Consider the following 17,216-nt stretch of genomic DNA (forward strand, 5'->3'; position numbering starts at 1 on the left):
GTGTCAGCAGGTATTGGGCGCCGGTAACCCGGCGAATCGGTTCTTGAGCCAGTCGAGCGCGTCATTGATGCCGAGCGGGTAGGACGCCACGTGGTCGCCGGATGGAACCTTCTTGCTTGTCACCGCGACGCCGGCGCGGCAGTACCGCGCGTTGGTCTCGATGATGGAATCGACGGGGATGAGACTGTCGGTCGGGTTGTGCCACTCGTAGACCGGCGCGTTCGGTACGCCGGCGTAGGTGTCCAAGCTGTTGGCCTGAACCACTTTTCGTGCCTCCGGGTCGTCGAAGACCTTGACGTCCGGCGTCATCTCGTCGGCACTGTGATCCTCACCGATCTCCAAGATCTCGTTGATGCATGCGTTCTGCATGCGCACGAACATCGACTTACCCAGCGGGGTCAGGTTGTCCCACATCTCGATCTCGTTCGGATATTCACGCGAGAGGCCGACTGCGGCCGCGTAGGCGAGTCCGAACGCCGGATGGGGCTTGTTGTAGCCGAGGCCTTCGGCCATTTTGATGAGGTTCATCGGTGCGCCGCCGTATGCGCTGCCTGCCAGTCTGAGCTCGGGCGCATAGCCGGCAGCCAAGGCGGCCGCCCAGGCGGTTGCCATGCCGCCCCCGGAGTAACCGACCAGTCCGACACGGCTTCCCGAAAGGTCGGCCACGGCCAGGTTCTTCGCCGCCCTGATGCCGTCCAATGTGATCCGACCGCCGAGCTCGGCGGCACCATATGCGCTGCGTGGTCCGAGATGGTCGGGGATGGCGATCGCCCAGCCCTGTACGAGAAGCGCATTGAGTGCAGGCAACGCCAGGGCCGTCGTGCTGTCGCCGGGTTGGTACAGCGTGCGGGACGGTGCGCATTCGAGACCCAGTGAGTTGACGATGTCCTGGAAGCTCAACAGGGGTGCGTTCGTCTGCCGGTTGAGAGGCAGGAGCAGGGTGGTGATGCCCGCGATCGGGCGGTCGTACATGTCGGTACTACGGAACTTCACCTGCCAGGTCTCGATGTTGAAGAAGTTCGGCGGGTTCGGCATCTTGCGTTTGGAGACGATGTCACCGTTCTCGAACTCGCCGATGTTGCCGGGTGTCGCGTAGAAGAGATCGGCGACCGGGGTTGGCAGTGCGACATTCGCCGGAGCCGATGTTGCCGGGGCCGCGGACAGTAGGGCGAGCGTGGTTGCACACAGAGCGCCGACGATCATGAACCGACGTCGCGGTCGGGTTCGGAACACGGCAGAACGTATCGTGCGCAACATGGCCTCCGGGTAGCGGTAACTGTCGTCCGCCCCCCGGGCGACGATGGCACGACTTTAGCCGGTGTTCAGCTCGAATTGTCAAGTGAGTCACATTGTTTGCTTTGCGAGGTATGCATCACAGAATCATCTGTGGGTGTCACCCGGGAGACTGAGCCGATCTCCATCAACCTGCGGGAGGAGTGTCGGCCGGAGTGTTGTAGATGTGCTGCAGCAACCTCGCCGCGATGGTAAACGCGTTGTCGACGTCCTGGGTGACCGAGAGATTGGCCCAGACGACCATGCTGACGTCGTTGGCCTCGTCGTGAATCGCCATGGTGTTGAAGCCGGGAAGCTGGCCTTCGTGATAGGTGAGCCGGTTCGGGCCGAACCGGATCTCACTGATCCCGTAACCGTAGAACGCGCGGGGATCTTCGTCGTGCTGGATCACGATGCTGTCCCACCACAGCTGCTGGTTGGCGTCGTCGAGTAGATCCCCGCCGACAAATGACTTGATCCACGTCAGCATGTCCTCCGCGGTCGAGACGACTCCACCGGCGGCCCATCCCCATGAGGAGCTCTGCGCTGTCACATCATTGGGTTGCAGGGTGCCTGCCCGTGCCGCAGCGGTTTCCTCGGGTGTCATCGCCTTGTCCGAAACCTGGAGCGGGCCATATTGATAGCCGCGTGACGACGGCTCTGGAAGAGTTGTGATGGCGGGGTCGGGGAGTGCGGTGTTGCTCATCCCGAGCGGACCGAAGAAGCGGTCGGCAAGGCTTCGGTCGAGGGTTTTGCCCTCCACCTTCTCCAGGAGCAATCCCAGGAGGACGGTGTTGGTGTTGGAGTACTCGAACTCGGTGCCCGGCGCGAAGCTCGGTGGGTAGGCGAACGCCAGGGCAAGGAGTTCTGAAGGGGCCCACACCTTGGTCGGGTCGGCGCCGAAGGCGGCGCGGAAACCGTCGGTGTCGAGGTAGTTGTGCAGTCCGCTACGCATGTTCATCAGCTGCGCGATGGTGATGTCGGCACCATTCGGGACACCCGGGACATAGGCGTCGATCGGGTCGTCGACGCTGATCTTCTCTTCTTGGATCAGCGCAAGGACCGCGGCGGCGGTCATCGTCTTGGTGACCGACCCGATGCGGAATCCGTCGGTGGCGGCGGGTGGGTTGTCGGCGCCTACCGTCGTGGTACCCGCCGAGGCCGTATAGGTGCCTGCGGGCGTCTGGATCAGGGCGAGTGCGCCGGGTACGAGAAGTTCCTCGATCGCCGCTTCGAGGGTTGCGGTCATCGCTGCGGCGTCGATCGTCTTGAGCTCAGCGTCCGATTCCGTTGCCGAACTGTCGGATGAACAGGCGGCCAGGACGAGTCCACAGGTGACGGCGAGAGCGGTGAGAGCCGCGCTTCGCCGCCGTCCCGATGGTGGGGTGCGAAAGCTCTTCACGCGGCGCGCCTCTCGTGCGGCCCGTTCCAAAAACGGACATCGAAGAGCAGTCGTACCACGAGATCCGCTCCGGCCGTGCGGATTGCGGACAATTCCGACATCCACGGGTCGGATCAGGCCTCGATGATCGACCGGACCAGATGAGGTGCAAATCAATCTGACAACCCGGGTCGCGATGAGAAGGAGTGCCATGGCAAAAAACCCCGGGCAGCTGGGCTGACCGGGGCTTTTGCATCTGGAGCGGGTGACGGGAATCGAACCCGCGTAGCTAGTTTGGAAGACTAGGGCTCTACCATTGAGCTACACCCGCGTGCATACGACATCACTGGGATCGCCACTGCTGCCGCTGCGAAAGGAACTGTACCGTCTCGATCCTGCGGACGAGAAATCGCCTGGTCGCCGTGGCGTGGCTGTGCCCGGTGGGTGACCGGTTTAGGTTCGTGGCGCATCGGCACGTAGTATTTGCGTTCGGTGAAAGTGGCGCTGGTCGCCTGCTTTCACCGGAAGACCTCACGGGATGTGGCGCAGCTTGGTAGCGCATCCGCTTTGGGAGCGGAGGGTCGCAGGTTCGAATCCTGTCATCCCGACTCTAGAAAGAAACGCACTACAAGGGAGTCAAGTGAAGAGCACCGTCGAGCAGATCAGCCCGACGCGGGTCAAACTCAACGTCGAGGTTTCTTTCGAGGAACTCGAGCCGGATTTCGCCCGCACCTACAAGACGATGGCACGGGACATCCGGATCCCCGGCTTCCGTCCCGGTAAGGCGCCCGCCAAGCTGATCGAGGCCCGTGTCGGCCGCGACGCGGTGCTTGCTCAGGTCGTGAACGACGCGATCCCGGCCAAGTACAGCGAAGCTGTCGAAGCAGCCGAGATCAAGGCGATCGGCCAGCCTGAGATCGATCTGTCGGAGCTGGAATACGGCAAGAGTGTCACGTTCACCGCTGAGGTCGACGTGCGCCCCGAGATCGACCTGCCGGATTACTCGACCCTCGAGATCGAGGTCGAGCCGGTCGCAGTTGACGACGAAGCAGTCGAAGAGCAGCTCGAGGCTCTCCGCGCCCGCTTCGGCACCCTGACCGGTGTCGATCGTCCGGTTGCCGATGGCGACTTCGTCTCGATCGACCTGTCGGCCACCATCGACGGCAAAGAGGTCGAAGAAGCCGCGACGAGCGGTCTGTCCCACGAGGTCGGCTCCGGTGAGCTGATCGACGGACTGGACGAGGCGCTCATCGGCCTGTCGGCCGGCGAAGAGAAGGTCTTCAAGAGCACGCTGGTCGCCGGAGATCACAGTGGCGACGAAGCAGACGTGACCGTCAAGGTTGTCTCGGTCAAGGAGCGCGAGCTCCCCGAGGTCGACGACGAGTTCGCTCAGCTGGCCAGCGAGTTCGACACAGTCGACGAGCTGAAGGCCGACCTGCGCGAGCGTGTCGCCCGGTCGAAGAAGATGGCTCAGGCAAATGCCGTCAGCGAGGCGCTCGTCGCCAAGCTGGTCGACACCATCGAGGTCCCGCTGCCCGAGGCAATCGTGACCGCCGAGGTCGACGGCCAGATCCATCAGGTCGTCCACAGCCTCGGCCACGACGACGAAGCGTTCGAGCGTCTGCTCGAGGCGCAGGGGACCACCCGCGAGAAGTTCGAGGCCGAAGCTCGCGAGTCTGCCGAGAAGTCGGTCAAGACCCAGTTGCTGCTCGACGCCATCGCGGACCAGCAGGAAACCGATGTCGCGCAGGACGAGCTGATGCAGCAGATCATGTTCCAGGCGCAGCGCTACGGCATGCAGCCCGCCGAGTTCGCTCAGCAGCTGCAGCAGGCCGGACAGGTCGGCGCGGTCTACGCCGAGGTCCGTCGCAGCAAGGCACTGTCGTCGATCGTCAACGAGATCACCGTCAAGGACACCGACGGCAACGTTGTCGACACCGACGAGTTCTTCCCGAAGCAGGTTGCCGAAGCCGAGGGCGACGAGTCGACCGACCAGACATAAGAGACAAAACGCCAGCAAGCATTCTGCTGTCAGCGAATAGGGGCGACGCCGAGGGTTCGGCGTCGTCCCTATTCGTTACTGTCGGAGTCAGCAGTCAAATCATTGTGAGTCCGTTGAACGAAAAATCCCGGGAGCTGATCCCGGGACGCGAAGGTAGGTACCGTGACTGAGCCGAAGATCCACACGCCAGCACTCTCCGGAGTAACCGCGAGTTCGGGTGTGGCCGGACTTAATCTGACCGACTCGGTCTTCGAGCGTCTGCTGCGTGAGCGAATCATCTTCCTGGGCACCCAGGTCGACGATGAGATCGCCAACCGGCTGTGCGCGCAGATCCTGTTGCTCTCTGCAGAGGATCCGACCAAGGACATCAACCTCTACATCAACTCGCCCGGCGGTTCGGTCACCGCAGGAATGGCGATTTTCGACACCATGCAGCTCGCTCCCTGTGACATCGCCACGTACGCGATGGGCATGGCGGCATCGATGGGGCAGTTCCTGCTCGCCGCGGGAACCAAGGGCAAGCGGCACGCGCTGCCGCACGCCCGGATCATGATGCATCAGCCGTCCGCCGGTATCGGTGGAACCGCGGCCGACATCGCGATCCAGGCCGAGCAGTTTGCCCTGACCAAAAAAGAGATGAACAAGCTCAACGCCGAGTTCTCCGGGCAGACGCTCGAGCAGGTCGAAGCGGACGCTGACCGAGACAAGTGGTTCACCGCCGAGCAGGCCAAGGAATACGGCCTCGTCGATCACGTGATCACGCGCGCCTGAACGCTTCCATGGTCGAGCTCCGCTCCGCTTCGTCTCCGGCCCCTCGCACACTCATCGGAAAGTAATGAGGACCATGAACAACCTTTCACCACAGTCGCGGTACATCCTTCCCTCGTTCATCGAGCACACACCCAACGGTGCGCGCGAGTACAACCCGTACGCAAAGCTTTTCGAAGAGCGAATTGTCTTCTTGGGCACGCCGATCGATGAGACCGTTGCGAACGACATCATGGCGCAGTTGCTGGTGCTCGAGTCGCAGGATCCCGACCGCGACATCATCATGTACGTGAACTCGCCCGGTGGCAGCGTGCCTGCAATGCTCGCCATCTACGACACGATGCAGTACGTGCACTGCGACATCGCGACCGTTTGCCTCGGTGAGGCCGCTTCGGCTGCCGCGATCGTGCTGGCCGGTGGAACTCCCGGAAAGCGGGCGGCCCTGCCGAACGCAACAATCCTGATCCATCAGCCGCGCACCGGTGGGGCATACCAGGGTCAGGTCTCCGACCTCGAGATCCAGGCCGCCGAGATCGAGCGCATCCGACGGAAACTCGACGACATCCTGGCCGGACACACCGGACAGCCTGCCGACAAGATCCGTAAGGACACCGATCGCGACAACATCCTGACGGCCGAGATGGCCAAGGAGTACGGCATCATCGACGAGGTGTTCGCGTACCGGAAGAAGTCCGGCCGTAAGTAGTCGGTCACGTGTCGCGGGCCGCCGATTGGGCCCGCGACATTTGGCTTTATCGGTCGAAGTTCCGCCCACCTACGGGTACGGTCGTGAGTACTGTGCTCCCCGTGAGCTGGGACGGCCGTAAGACGGCAGCGTCTCCGGGCATCAGGGTCTTTGGGGCATCAGGTAACGGAAGTAGGGACAGCAACAGATGGCACGTATCGGAGATGGTGGCGATCTTCTGAAGTGTTCTTTCTGCGGAAAGAGCCAGAAGCAGGTCAAGAAGCTGATCGCTGGACCCGGTGTGTACATCTGTGATGAGTGCATCGACCTGTGCAACGAGATCATCGAAGAGGAGCTGGCCGAGACCAGCGACGTCAAACTCGATGAGCTCCCGAAACCGGCTGAGATCCGGGACTTCCTGGAGAATTACGTCATCGGGCAGGACACTGCGAAGAAGACGCTGGCCGTGGCGGTCTACAACCACTACAAGCGCATCCAGGCGGGCGACCGCAAGGACTCGCGTGGTGTGGAACCGGTCGAGTTGGCGAAGTCGAACATCCTGATGCTCGGCCCCACCGGTTGTGGCAAGACCTACCTGGCCCAGACCCTGGCCAAGATGCTCAACGTCCCGTTCGCCATCGCCGATGCCACAGCGCTCACCGAGGCCGGCTACGTCGGTGAGGATGTCGAGAACATCCTGCTGAAGCTGATCCAGGCCGCCGACTACGACGTCAAGCGTGCCGAGACCGGCATCATCTACATCGATGAGGTCGACAAAATCGCCCGCAAGAGCGAGAACCCGTCGATCACCCGCGACGTCTCAGGTGAAGGCGTCCAGCAGGCGTTGCTCAAGATCCTCGAGGGCACGCAGGCGTCGGTGCCGCCGCAGGGTGGTCGCAAGCATCCGCACCAGGAGTTCATCCAGATCGACACCACCAACGTGTTGTTCATCGTTGCCGGTGCCTTCGCCGGGTTGGACAAGATCGTTTCCGACCGAATCGGCAAGCGGGGCATCGGATTCGGCACCGAAGTTGCCAAGAACGACAACGACAGCAGTGATTACTTCGCCGAGGTCCTGCCCGAAGACCTGATCAAGTTCGGATTGATCCCCGAGTTCATCGGGCGTCTTCCGGTGATCGCGTCGGTGACCAAGCTGGACAAGCCGTCGCTGATCAACATTTTGTCGGAGCCCAAGAACGCTCTGGTCAAGCAGTACGCGCGACTGTTCGACATGGACGGCGTCGAGCTCGAGTTCGACGACGATGCTCTCGAGGCGATCGCCGATCAGGCCATCCATCGTGGAACCGGTGCTCGTGGACTTCGCGCGATCATGGAAGAAGTTCTGCAGCCGGTGATGTACGACATCCCCAGCCGCGACGACGTCGCCAAGGTTGTCGTCACGGGAGAAACCGTGCGCGACAACGTTCTTCCGACGATTGTCCCGCGCAAGCCACGCCGCGACGAACGGCGTGAGAAGAGCGCCTAGCGGCGTGCGCCGGTCACTCGATCACGCGGTGACCGGCGGAGTAGATGTTCATCGATTCACCGCGCAAGAAGCCGACGATGGCGACGCCCTGTTCGGTTCCCAGGTCCACCGCAAGTGACGACGGGGCCGACACGGCGGCGATGATCGGTATCCCGGCCATCACGGCCTTCTGAACGAGCTCGAACGACACCCGGCCGGACAGCATCAGGATGGTCCCTCGCAGCGGCACCATGTCTTGCTGCAGTGCCCACCCGATCACCTTGTCGACCGCGTTGTGCCTGCCGACGTCTTCTCTGGCCACGAGCAGGGTGCCGTCGGTTGTGAAAAGTGCGGCCCCGTGGACCCCTCCGGTGGAGCTGAATATCTTCTGCGATTCGCGGAGGCGGTCCGGTAGCCGTGCAAGGGTCTCGATGTTCACGGTGGCGTCGTCGTCGGCCGGGCGATGATTCGAAGCCAGTCTGACCGCGTCGAGTGAGGCCTTGCCGCACACCCCACAGGATGACGTGGTGAAGAAGTTGCGGGTGGCCGTCGACGGAAGACTGCGATTGTCACGCAACGTCACATCGAGCACGTTGTAGGTGTTGCGGCCCTCCTCGTCGACCCCGTCGCAGTACCGGATGGCGGCGATGTCGTCGGCGCCCTCGATGATGCCCTCGGTCAACAGGAACCCGTGGGTGAAATCGATGTCTGCTCCTGGCGTCCGCATCGTGACAGACAGTGGCTTGCCGGCAACCCGCAGTTCCAGCGGCTCCTCGACGGCCAGTGTGTCCGCGCGGGAGTCGGTACCGCCGGGCCTGATCCGCCGGACTCGGGCGCGTGTGCTCATCCGACCCATCAGCGACGCTCCAACCGGACGGTGAGGGCCTTCGATACCGGCGTATTCGATTTGGCCGCAACATGTTCGAGGGGGACAAGCGGATTTGTCTCCGGATAGTACGCCGCCGCGTTGCCACGTGGGGTGGGGTAGGCGACGATCCGGAATGCCTCGACGCGGCGTTCTTCGACACCGCCCGAAACAGCGAACTCGGAGACCAGATCAACGCATTCGCCTTCGGTGAACCCGAGTGCGGTGATGTCGGTGGGGTTGAGCAGGACCACCCGACGATCGCCTTTGATACCGCGGTAACGGTCGTCATGCCCGTAGATCGTGGTGTTGTACTGATCGTGGCTGCGCATGGTCTGCAGGATGACGCGCCCTTCGGGTACCCGCAGCCAGGTCAGGGGGTTGGTGGCCAGATTGGCCCTACCGGTTCGGGTCGGGAACGTCCGGGTGTCGCGGGGCGGGTGGGGTAGGACGAAGCCATCCGGTTGTCGGACCCGGTTGTTGAAGTCCGCGAAACCGGGTACCACCCGCGAGATGTGGTCGCGAACCGTGTCGTAGTCATCTGCCATCGCGGCCCAGGGGACCGGGTGATCGGCACCGAGGGTGGCGCCGGCCACGTCGCAGATGATCGATACCTCGCTGCGGAGCTGATCGCTCGCGGGCGGCAGCGAACCGCGGGACAGGTGGACCACCGACATGGAATCCTCCACGGTGACAGCCTGTTTGCGACCATCACGGACGTCCTTGTCGGTGCGGCCGAGGGTGGGTAGGAGTAGTGCGGTGGTTCCCGTCTGTAGGTGTGAGGCGTTGAGTTTGGTGCTCACCTGCACGGTGAGCCGGCAGTTCCCCATCGCGGCCGCGGTGGCGTTGGTGTCGGGGGAGGCGGACACGAAATTGCCACCCATGGCCATGAAGAATTTGACGTCGCCTGCGGCCATCGCGCGAATGGTGTCGACAGTGTCGAGACCGTGGGCGCGGGGCGAAGTGATCGCGAACTCGCGGTCGAGGGCATCGAGGAACTCGTCGGGCATCTTCTCCCAGACACCCATGGTGCGGTCGCCTTGGACGTTGGAATGTCCACGCACGGGGCACACTCCGGCGCCGGGCTTACCGATCATGCCGCGCAGCAGCAGGACGTTGGTGAGTTCCTCGATGGTCGCGACACCGTGCGTCTGTTGGGTCAGGCCCATCGCCCAGCAGATGATGGTGCGATCTGAGGCGATCAGCCGATCGGCGGTGGCGCGGATCGTGTCCTGGGTCAATCCGGTCGCGGTGACGATCTCGTCGAGGTCGGTCTTCTCGAGTTCGTCGAGGTAGTCCTGCACACCGAGGCAGTGTTCGTCCAGGAATGCGTGGTCGAAAACTGTTCCGGGGGCCTCTTTCTCGGCGTCGAGCAAGAGTTTGCCCAGACCCCGGAACAGGGCCATGTCGCCGCCGATCCGGATCTGCAGGAACTCATCGGCCAAGGCGGTGCCCTTGCCGAGCACCCCGTTGATCTGCTGAGGGTCCTTGAATCGCAACAGACCCGCTTCGGGAAGGGGATTCACCGCGATGATGGTGGCGCCGCGCTTTTTGGCCTTCTCCAGAACCGAGAGCATGCGTGGATGATTGGTGCCCGGGTTCTGTCCGGCGATGATGATCAGGTCAGCGACCTCGATGTCCGGGACGGACACCGACCCCTTGCCGATGCCGATCGACGAGACGAGTGCACTGCCCGAGGATTCGTGGCACATGTTGGAACAGTCCGGCAGGTTGTTGGTACCCAGCGACCTGGCGAACAGTTGGTAGAGAAACGCGGCCTCGTTGCTCGTGCGGCCGGAGGTGTAGAACGCCGCCTGATCGGGATGCTCCAACGCCTTGAGTTCATCGGCGATCAGTGCGAATGCCTGCTCCCAGTCGATGGGACGATAGTGATCGTCGTCAGCGGTCAACACCATGGGATGGGTGATCCGGCCCTGCTGCGACATCCAGTATTCCGAGCGCTCGCGAAGGTCGGAAACGCTGTGCGCTGCAAAGAAGTCCGGCCCGACAGTTCGTTTTGTCGCTTCTTCGGCAACAGCTTTGGCGCCGTTCTCGCAGAACTCGGCATGCTTGCGGTGGTCCGGCGTTTCCGGCCACGCGCAACCGGGACAATCGAATCCGTTGCGTTGATTGAGGCCGACCAGGGTGCGAGCCGTACGGACGGGACCCATCTGCTTGACCGCGCGATTGAGCGCAACTGCAACCGCTGTGACTCCGGCCGCCCACTGCTTGGGCGGATGCTGGTCGAGCTCGGCGGGCCCGGGCTCCGGAATCGATTCAGTGTCCATGCAAACCATCTTCCCCTGTCGGCCCGAATCCACCCACAGCAACGCCCGGCTCGCGTTAACTGTCTGCATGGAGACATCACGAGTGGGCGCAGTGGTCTTGGCAGGCGGCGCATCGAAGCGGATGGGTAGCGACAAGGCGGCAATGGCCTGGAACGGCGAATCCATGTTGGGCCGGGTCACTCGTGTGGTGGCGGAGCGGTGTGATCCGGTTCTGGTTGTGGCCTCGGCCAAGTCGCCTGCGTATCTGGGGCTCAGTGAAGAACATCCCGGTACCGAGCAGATCCGCTGGGTCACCGACGAGAAGCCGGACGCGGGACCGTTGGCCGGCCTTGCCCGTGGGCTGTCCGCGGCAGCCGAAGCCGGACGCGACGTGGTGTTCGTGTGTGCCACCGATATGCCGCTGATCTCGGTGGAGATGATCGACGAGTTGCTGCGGGGTCTGTCAGATGCCGACGACGCCGTGATCGCGGTGGACTCGCAGCGGGCCCACCCGCTGGCCGGGGTGTACCGCACGCGGGTGGCCGGAACCCTCGCCGAGCTGGTCCAGACCGGGGAACGCCGGATGCTCGCCGCCGTCGACGCGCTGCGTACCCACCGGGTGACCTTGAGTGATCCGGCCTGGTTGACCAACGTGAACGCGCCCGAAGACCTGCATCGGCTCCGCGTCCACTGAGCCCGGATCGGTGTCGGGACCGCTATACCCGACGTGCGCTTTTCTCGCTCGCCGGGCGACTGCCTAGAATTGGCCGGTGACCGAATCGACCGCGTATCCCGACAGCAGCCCCACCGCCCTGCCCAAGGCCTGGGATCCAGGTGCGTACGAGGGTGAGCTCTATCAGGGATGGGTCGACGCCGGATACTTCACCGCCGACCCGACCAGCGACAAGCCGCCGTTCTCGATCGTGTTGCCACCGCCGAACGTCACGGGGTCGCTGCACATGGGACACGCCCTCGATCACGTGTTGATGGACGCCCTGTGTCGGCGACGCCGCATGCAGGGCTACGAGGTCCTGTGGCTGCCGGGCATGGACCACGCCGGTATCGCCACCCAGAGCCTGGTGGAACGAGCGCTCACGGCCAAGGGCGAGAACAAGGACGACCTCGGTCGTGAGGAGTTCATCGATCGGGTCTGGGCGTGGAAGGCGGAGTCCGGTGGCACCATCGGCACGCAGATGCGCAGCCTCGGCGACGGTGTCGACTGGTCGCGCGAACGCTTCACGATGGACGAAGGTCTGTCGAAGGCCGTGCAGACCGTCTTCAAGCAGATGTACGACGACGGCCTCATCTATCGCGCCGAACGGCTTGTGAACTGGTCGCCCGTCATGAAGACGGCCATCAGCGACATCGAGGTCAAGTATTCCGATGTCGAGGGTGAGCTGGTCAGCTTCCGTTACGGCTCCCTCGATGACAACGAACCCCACATCGTCGTGGCCACGACCCGTCTCGAGACGATGCTCGGTGACACCGCGATCGCCGTGCACCCGGACGACGACCGGTACCGGCACCTGGTCGGCACCGAACTCGAACACCCGTTCGTCGACCGCAAGATCCCGGTGGTCGCCGATGACTACGTCGATCCCGAGTTCGGCACCGGCGCGGTGAAGATCACCCCCGCCCACGACCCCAACGACTTCGCACTCGGATCTCGCCACAATCTTCCGATGCCGACGATGATGGACGAATCGGCTCGCGTGGCCGGGACCGGCACCGAGTTCGATGGTCTGGACCGCTACGAGGCCCGCGCCAAGATTCGCGAAGTGCTTGCACAGCAGGGTCGCATCGTCAAAGAGGTGCGCCCGTACCTGCACAGCGTCGGTCACTCCGAGCGCAGTGGTGAGCCGATCGAGCCGCGCCTGAGCATGCAGTGGTGGGTTCGCGTCGAGACGCTGGCCAAGGCCGCCGGTGATGCCGTCCGCAGTGGCGAGACGGTGATCCATCCGAAATCACTCGAACCGCGCTGGTTCGCCTGGGTCGACGACATGCACGACTGGTGTATTTCGCGTCAATTGTGGTGGGGGCACCGGATTCCGGTCTGGTACGGACCCGACGGCGACATGGTCTGCGTCGGACCCGATGAAGAGCCGCCTGCCGGATACGTCCAGGACAACGACGTACTCGACACCTGGTTCTCGTCGGGTTTGTGGCCCTTCTCGACGATGGGCTGGCCCGAGGTCGGCGACGAACTCAAGAAGTTCTATCCCACTTCGGTTTTGGTGACCGGATACGACATCATCTTCTTCTGGGTCGCCCGGATGATGATGTTCGGCACGTATGTGGCCGACGAACTGGGCAAGCAGATCGGCGCCGATGCGCCGGTCCCGTTCCGGAACGTCTTCCTGCACGGACTGGTGCGCGACGAACACGGCAGCAAGATGTCGAAGTCGAAGGGCAACGGCATCGACCCGCTCGACTGGGTGAAGCAGTACGGCGCCGACGCACTCCGGTTCACGCTGGCCCGCGGTGCCAACCCCGGCGGTGACCTGTCCGTCGGCGACGATCACGCGCAGTCGTCCCGGAACTTCGCGACCAAGCTGTTCAACGCGACCAAGTTCGCGCTGATGAACGGTGCTGTGGTCGGTGAACTCCCAGCGCGCGGCGATCTCACCGACACCGACCGCTGGATCCTGGACCGGCTCGAACAAGTCCGTCGCGACGTCGACGCCGGCTTCGAGGCCTACGAGTTCTCCAAGGCCTGTGAGGCGCTGTACCACTTCGCGTGGGACGAGTTCTGTGACTGGTACCTCGAATTGGCGAAGGTGCAGTTCGCGCGTGACGACGAAGCGCGTTCGGCCGCAACCAAAGTCGTGCTCGGCAACGTCCTCGACGCACTGCTGCGGATGCTGCATCCGGTGATGCCGTTTGTCACCGAGGTGCTGTGGAAGACACTCACCGGCGGTGAATCCGTGGTGATCTCGCAGTGGCCGACCGATTCGGGTGTTGCGACGGACACCGTTGCGGCAAACCGGGTCACCGACACCCAGAAGCTGATCACCGACATTCGTCGCTTCCGCAGCGACCAGGGTCTCAAGCCGTCGCAGAAGGTGGCTGCCGAACTGATCGGCCTCGACGAGGCCGATCTTGCCGGCCAGCGCGACTACATCGACTCGCTCGCCAAGCTGACGCCTGCCGACGACGATTTCTCGGCGACCGCGACCATCGAGGTGCGTCTGCGAGCGACCACCGTCACGGTGAAGATCGACACCTCGGGCACCATCGACATCGAGGCCGAAAAGCGGCGACTGGCAAAGGATCTGGCTGTCGCCGAGAAAGAACTCGAGACGACCACCAAGAAGCTGGGCAACGAGCAGTTCCTGGCGAAGGCGCCGGACGCCGTGGTTGCCAAGATTCGTGAGCGGCAGCAATTTGCCCGAGATGAAGTCGTCAGGGTCACCGCGAAGATCGAGGCGATGGGATCCGGATCGTGACCGAACCCCGAAACCCCGACCATCAGGCCCCGACCGCCGAAGACCTCGCCGAGATGGCCGAGGTCGAGGCACTGCTCGACACCCGCTGGCCGGAGACCCGGATCGAACCATCCCTGGCCCGGATCTCGGCGTTGATGGATCTGTTGGGTTCGCCCCAGAAGGGCTACCCGTCGATTCACATCGCAGGCACCAACGGCAAGACGTCGGTGTCGCGGATCATCGATGCGCTGCTCACCGCACTGCATCGGCGCACCGGCCGGATCACCAGCCCGCACCTGCAATTGGCCACCGAGCGGATCTCGATCGACGGTCTGCCGATCTCACCGCGGACCTATGTGGACACCTATCGCGAACTCGAGCCGTACATCGACATGATCGATGACCGGTCGATTGCCGCGGACGGCCCCCGGATGAGCAAGTTCGAGGTGCTCACGGCGATGGCGTACACCGCATTCGCCGAAGCGCCGGTCGAGGTTGCCGTGGTGGAGACCGGGATGGGCGGGCGATGGGACGCGACCAATGTCATCGACGCCACGGTGTCGGTGATCACGCCGATTGCACTGGACCACAGCGACTTTCTCGGTGACACACTCACCGCCATCGCGGAGGAGAAGGCCGGCATCATCAAAAAGGCGCCGGATTCACTGGTGCCGACCGATCCGGTGACGATCCTGGCGGTGCAGACACCCGAGGTCGCCGACGTCTTGTTGCGGGCGGCGGTCGAGGCCGATTCGTTTGTCGCGCGTGAGGGCTCGGAGTTCGCGGTGCTCGAACGGCGCACGGCCGTCGGCGGGCAGTTGCTGACCTTGCAGGGTCTCGGTGGCGAATACCCCGAGGTCTTCCTGCCGCTCCACGGCGCCCATCAGGCGTCGAATGCGGTGCTGGCACTGGCCGCGGTGGAGGCGTTCTTCGGCGCCGGAGCAGATCGGCAACTCGATGTCGAGGCTGTCCGCGCCGGATTCGCCGCTGTCACCAATCCGGGCCGCCTCGAACGCGTGCGCTCGGCGCCGACGGTCTTCCTCGACGCCGCGCACAATCCGCACGGGGCGGCAGCGCTGGCGACGGCACTTGAGGAGGAGTTCGATTTCCGACGCCTCATCGGTGTCGTCAGCGCGATGGCAGACAAGGACGTTGCCGGGTTGCTACGCGCCTTTGAACCGATTTTCGACGTCATCGTGTTGACGCACAACGGTTCCCCGCGCGCGATGGATCCAGAACTCCTCGCCGAGGTGGCGATCTCGATCTTCGGTGAAGAGCGGGTCAAGGTCCATGGCTTCCTGCCCGACGCGGTCGAGGCCGCCATCGAGCTAGCCGAGGAAAGCCTCGACGACAGCGGAATGATGTCGGGAACAGGCGTGGTGATCACCGGGTCGGTGGTGACCGCGGGTGCCGCGCGCACACTTTTTGGTAAGGACCCGGCATGAGCGACAACGACTCCACCGACTCCCAGGGGTCGGCTCCGCAGCGGTTCACCGCCCCGAGCGTGGATCCGTGGCGGGGTTTTCGTGGCGTGATGGCCGGGACCCTGATCCTCGAGGCCATCGTCGTCGCACTGGCCTTTCCCATCGTGTGGCGGGTCGGTGGGGGACTGACGCTGTGGTCGGGCATCTACCTCGGCGTGCTCACGCTCGCCATGATCCTCGGTTCCGGACTGCAAGGCCGGAGTTGGGCGTTGCCGTACAACCTTGCGCTGCAAGCCATCACGATTGCCGGCTGGGCGATTCATTGGTCCATCGGCGTTGTGGGTGTGGTATTCGGGATCGTGTGGTTGTACATCGCATATATCAAACGTGATGTGCGATTGCGGATAGAACGCGGGCAGCTGAACGGCCAGGAACCGATAGATGGCTGAATGTCCGGGCACAGGGCCGTCGTTGCCGGACCGTGACCTGAAAAGCGGGCATATGGGGTGTCGCCGAGCGGTCGGCGCTGACAAGATCGCCTACACATCGTCTGCTGGCTAATCCGCCTCCTGTGATCGAAAGGTCTGTGCTCTATATGTCGCGTACCCGGAAGTTTGTCCCTGCCGTATTCGCCGCGCTCGGTGCTGTTGCCTGCATCGCCACCGGGTTGGTCGTGGGAACCGGGGCGGCGTCGGCCGAGGCCGGCTCGCCGATGCCGGTCGGTGGCAGTCAATGGGGATACATCGCCACGCATGCACTCACCGAACGCGCCGCCGACATGAACCTGCCGGAGTTCGTCTCATCGATCCCGGTGCCCGAGGAATACAAGCTCGCGAACCTGGCCATGGCAGCGCGGTTCGACAGCGCCGTGGATGAGGCACTGGCCTCGCAGGGTGGTTGTGTGCAGGTTGTGGTCGATCCGGCTCCCACCGGCGGTGGGGTCTTCAGCTACGGATTCTTCGCGGTCACCGGCGAGTACTGCCAGCCGTAAGGCGGCGCGGGCCTCAGGTTAGGCTTGTTCGGTGACTGAACGCACTCTGGTACTGATCAAGCCCGACGGTGTGAACCGCCAACTTGTTGGCGACATCATCGGCCGAATCGAGCGAAAAGGCCTGTCGCTGGTGGCGATGGAGCTCAAGACCGTCAGCGATGTCATCGCTGCGGGCCACTACGCCGAGCACGAGGGCAAGCCCTTCTATCCCTCGTTGCTCGAATTCATCACCTCGGGGCCGCTGGTGGCTGCGGTCCTCGAGGGCCCCCGTGCGATTGCCGCTTTCCGGCAGATCGCCGGCGGCACGGATCCTGTGGAGAAGGCCGTCCCCGGCACGATCCGCGGTGACTTTGCACTGAGCACCCAGTTCAACCTCGTCCACGGGTCGGACTCGCCCGATTCCGCGGAGCGCGAAATCGCGCTTTGGTTCCCTGACCTCGGCTGATGGTGTGGCTGTCCTCCGAGTTCGCGACGAACTCGGAGGACTTGGCCGCGACCTCCGGGTTGTGTGGGATACTGGCAGAGGTTGTCGAGCCCGTCGGGCGCCGACCACCAGATGATCAGATCGAGTGCTCGGTCCCCAGGTCGCATGGATTCTCATGCGACGTGGCGTGGACATTGTGGCGCTCGAGAAAGTCAATCATCACGCCAGGCATCGCCGGCGGGTGCGG

At 63.6% G+C, this 17,216-nt stretch carries 14 protein-coding genes and 2 tRNA genes; 11 read left to right on the top strand and 5 right to left on the bottom strand.

Annotated features, from left to right (window positions below; genetic code table 11):
- Nucleotides 1-3: 3 nt before the first annotated feature.
- From AC1TPF_RS16415 to AC1TPF_RS16425, 3 genes are all read right to left on the bottom strand, one after another.
- Nucleotides 4-1,257: a lipase family protein gene (locus AC1TPF_RS16415; RefSeq protein WP_482144756.1), complete on the bottom strand. Its 1,254-nt coding sequence runs from the start codon at nucleotides 1,255-1,257 to the stop codon at nucleotides 4-6.
- A gap of 163 nt (nucleotides 1,258-1,420) precedes the next feature.
- Nucleotides 1,421-2,674 (bottom strand): serine hydrolase domain-containing protein, encoded by a 1,254-nt coding sequence (locus tag AC1TPF_RS16420; protein ID WP_482144757.1) that lies wholly within the window; start codon nucleotides 2,672-2,674, stop codon nucleotides 1,421-1,423.
- Nucleotides 2,675-2,910: 236 nt separating this feature from the next.
- Nucleotides 2,911-2,984: transfer RNA gene (locus AC1TPF_RS16425), tRNA-Gly, on the bottom strand.
- Nucleotides 2,985-3,187: 203 nt separating this feature from the next.
- Between AC1TPF_RS16425 and AC1TPF_RS16430 the strand changes: the two genes are divergently transcribed.
- From AC1TPF_RS16430 to clpX, 5 genes are all read left to right on the top strand, one after another.
- A tRNA-Pro gene (locus AC1TPF_RS16430) sits at nucleotides 3,188-3,261 on the top strand.
- Nucleotides 3,262-3,293: 32 nt separating this feature from the next.
- Nucleotides 3,294-4,655: a trigger factor gene (gene tig / locus AC1TPF_RS16435; RefSeq protein ID WP_482144758.1), complete on the top strand. Its 1,362-nt coding sequence runs from the start codon at nucleotides 3,294-3,296 to the stop codon at nucleotides 4,653-4,655.
- A 162-nt stretch (nucleotides 4,656-4,817) separates the two neighbouring features.
- Nucleotides 4,818-5,426: an ATP-dependent Clp protease proteolytic subunit gene (locus AC1TPF_RS16440; RefSeq protein ID WP_482138926.1), complete on the top strand. Its 609-nt coding sequence runs from the start codon at nucleotides 4,818-4,820 to the stop codon at nucleotides 5,424-5,426.
- Nucleotides 5,427-5,499: 73 nt separating this feature from the next.
- On the top strand, nucleotides 5,500-6,129 hold the full coding sequence (locus AC1TPF_RS16445; protein WP_482144759.1) for an ATP-dependent Clp protease proteolytic subunit: 630 nt from the start codon (nucleotides 5,500-5,502) through the stop codon (nucleotides 6,127-6,129).
- Between the two features lie 187 nt (nucleotides 6,130-6,316).
- The gene (clpX, locus tag AC1TPF_RS16450) at nucleotides 6,317-7,594 is read left to right on the top strand and encodes an ATP-dependent Clp protease ATP-binding subunit ClpX (protein WP_482138930.1); all 1,278 of its coding nucleotides are present in this window, start codon (nucleotides 6,317-6,319) and stop codon (nucleotides 7,592-7,594) included.
- A gap of 13 nt (nucleotides 7,595-7,607) precedes the next feature.
- Here the strand turns inward: clpX and fdhD are convergent, their stop codons facing one another.
- Both fdhD and AC1TPF_RS16460 read right to left on the bottom strand, forming a co-directional pair.
- Nucleotides 7,608-8,429 carry a formate dehydrogenase accessory sulfurtransferase FdhD gene (gene fdhD, locus AC1TPF_RS16455; protein WP_482144760.1) on the bottom strand — a complete coding sequence of 274 codons (822 nt, stop codon included), beginning with the start codon at nucleotides 8,427-8,429 and terminating at the stop codon, nucleotides 7,608-7,610.
- Nucleotides 8,429-10,726, bottom strand: a complete 2,298-nt coding sequence (locus tag AC1TPF_RS16460; protein WP_482144761.1) for an FdhF/YdeP family oxidoreductase — start codon at nucleotides 10,724-10,726, stop codon at nucleotides 8,429-8,431. Before AC1TPF_RS16460 ends, fdhD begins: the two co-directional genes overlap by 1 nt.
- 67 nt (nucleotides 10,727-10,793) lie before the next feature.
- On the opposite strand from AC1TPF_RS16460, the gene mobA reads away from it, so the two are divergent.
- From mobA to ndk, 6 genes are all read left to right on the top strand, one after another.
- Complete coding sequence (mobA, locus tag AC1TPF_RS16465) at nucleotides 10,794-11,399, top strand: molybdenum cofactor guanylyltransferase (RefSeq protein ID WP_482144762.1); 606 nt, start codon at nucleotides 10,794-10,796, stop codon at nucleotides 11,397-11,399.
- Nucleotides 11,400-11,475: 76 nt separating this feature from the next.
- The gene (locus tag AC1TPF_RS16470; RefSeq protein ID WP_482144763.1) at nucleotides 11,476-14,151 is read left to right on the top strand and encodes a valine--tRNA ligase; all 2,676 of its coding nucleotides are present in this window, start codon (nucleotides 11,476-11,478) and stop codon (nucleotides 14,149-14,151) included.
- Between the two features lie 53 nt (nucleotides 14,152-14,204).
- Entirely contained in the window at nucleotides 14,205-15,575 is a 1,371-nt protein-coding gene (folC, locus tag AC1TPF_RS16475) for a bifunctional tetrahydrofolate synthase/dihydrofolate synthase (RefSeq protein ID WP_482145133.1), read from the top strand.
- Nucleotides 15,572-16,003, top strand: coding sequence for a DUF4233 domain-containing protein (locus AC1TPF_RS16480; protein ID WP_482144764.1), 432 nt, complete (start codon nucleotides 15,572-15,574; stop codon nucleotides 16,001-16,003). Before folC ends, AC1TPF_RS16480 begins: the two co-directional genes overlap by 4 nt.
- Nucleotides 16,004-16,149: 146 nt before the next feature.
- Nucleotides 16,150-16,545, top strand: a complete 396-nt coding sequence (locus AC1TPF_RS16485) for a hypothetical protein (protein WP_482138942.1) — start codon at nucleotides 16,150-16,152, stop codon at nucleotides 16,543-16,545.
- Between the two features lie 31 nt (nucleotides 16,546-16,576).
- Nucleotides 16,577-16,990: a nucleoside-diphosphate kinase gene (ndk, locus tag AC1TPF_RS16490; protein ID WP_482144765.1), complete on the top strand. Its 414-nt coding sequence runs from the start codon at nucleotides 16,577-16,579 to the stop codon at nucleotides 16,988-16,990.
- The last annotated feature ends 226 nt before the right edge of the window (nucleotides 16,991-17,216 follow it).

The sequence above is a fragment of the Williamsia sp. Y853 genome, assembly GCF_056786495.1.

Bases quoted from the DNA above. Each gene is read 5' to 3' on its own strand.
- AC1TPF_RS16415 (WP_482144756.1), bottom strand. From the start codon at position 1,257: ATGTTGCGCACGATACGTTCTGCCGTGTTCCGAACCCGACCGCGACGT.
- AC1TPF_RS16445 (WP_482144759.1), top strand. From the start codon at position 5,500: ATGAACAACCTTTCACCACAGTCGCGGTACATCCTTCCCTCGTTCATC.
- clpX (WP_482138930.1), top strand. From the start codon at position 6,317: ATGGCACGTATCGGAGATGGTGGCGATCTTCTGAAGTGTTCTTTCTGC.
- fdhD (WP_482144760.1), bottom strand. From the start codon at position 8,429: ATGGGTCGGATGAGCACACGCGCCCGAGTCCGGCGGATCAGGCCCGGC.
- AC1TPF_RS16460 (WP_482144761.1), bottom strand. From the start codon at position 10,726: ATGGACACTGAATCGATTCCGGAGCCCGGGCCCGCCGAGCTCGACCAG.
- mobA (WP_482144762.1), top strand. From the start codon at position 10,794: ATGGAGACATCACGAGTGGGCGCAGTGGTCTTGGCAGGCGGCGCATCG.
- folC (WP_482145133.1), top strand. From the start codon at position 14,205: ATGGCCGAGGTCGAGGCACTGCTCGACACCCGCTGGCCGGAGACCCGG.
- AC1TPF_RS16480 (WP_482144764.1), top strand. From the start codon at position 15,572: ATGAGCGACAACGACTCCACCGACTCCCAGGGGTCGGCTCCGCAGCGG.
- AC1TPF_RS16485 (WP_482138942.1), top strand. From the start codon at position 16,150: ATGTCGCGTACCCGGAAGTTTGTCCCTGCCGTATTCGCCGCGCTCGGT.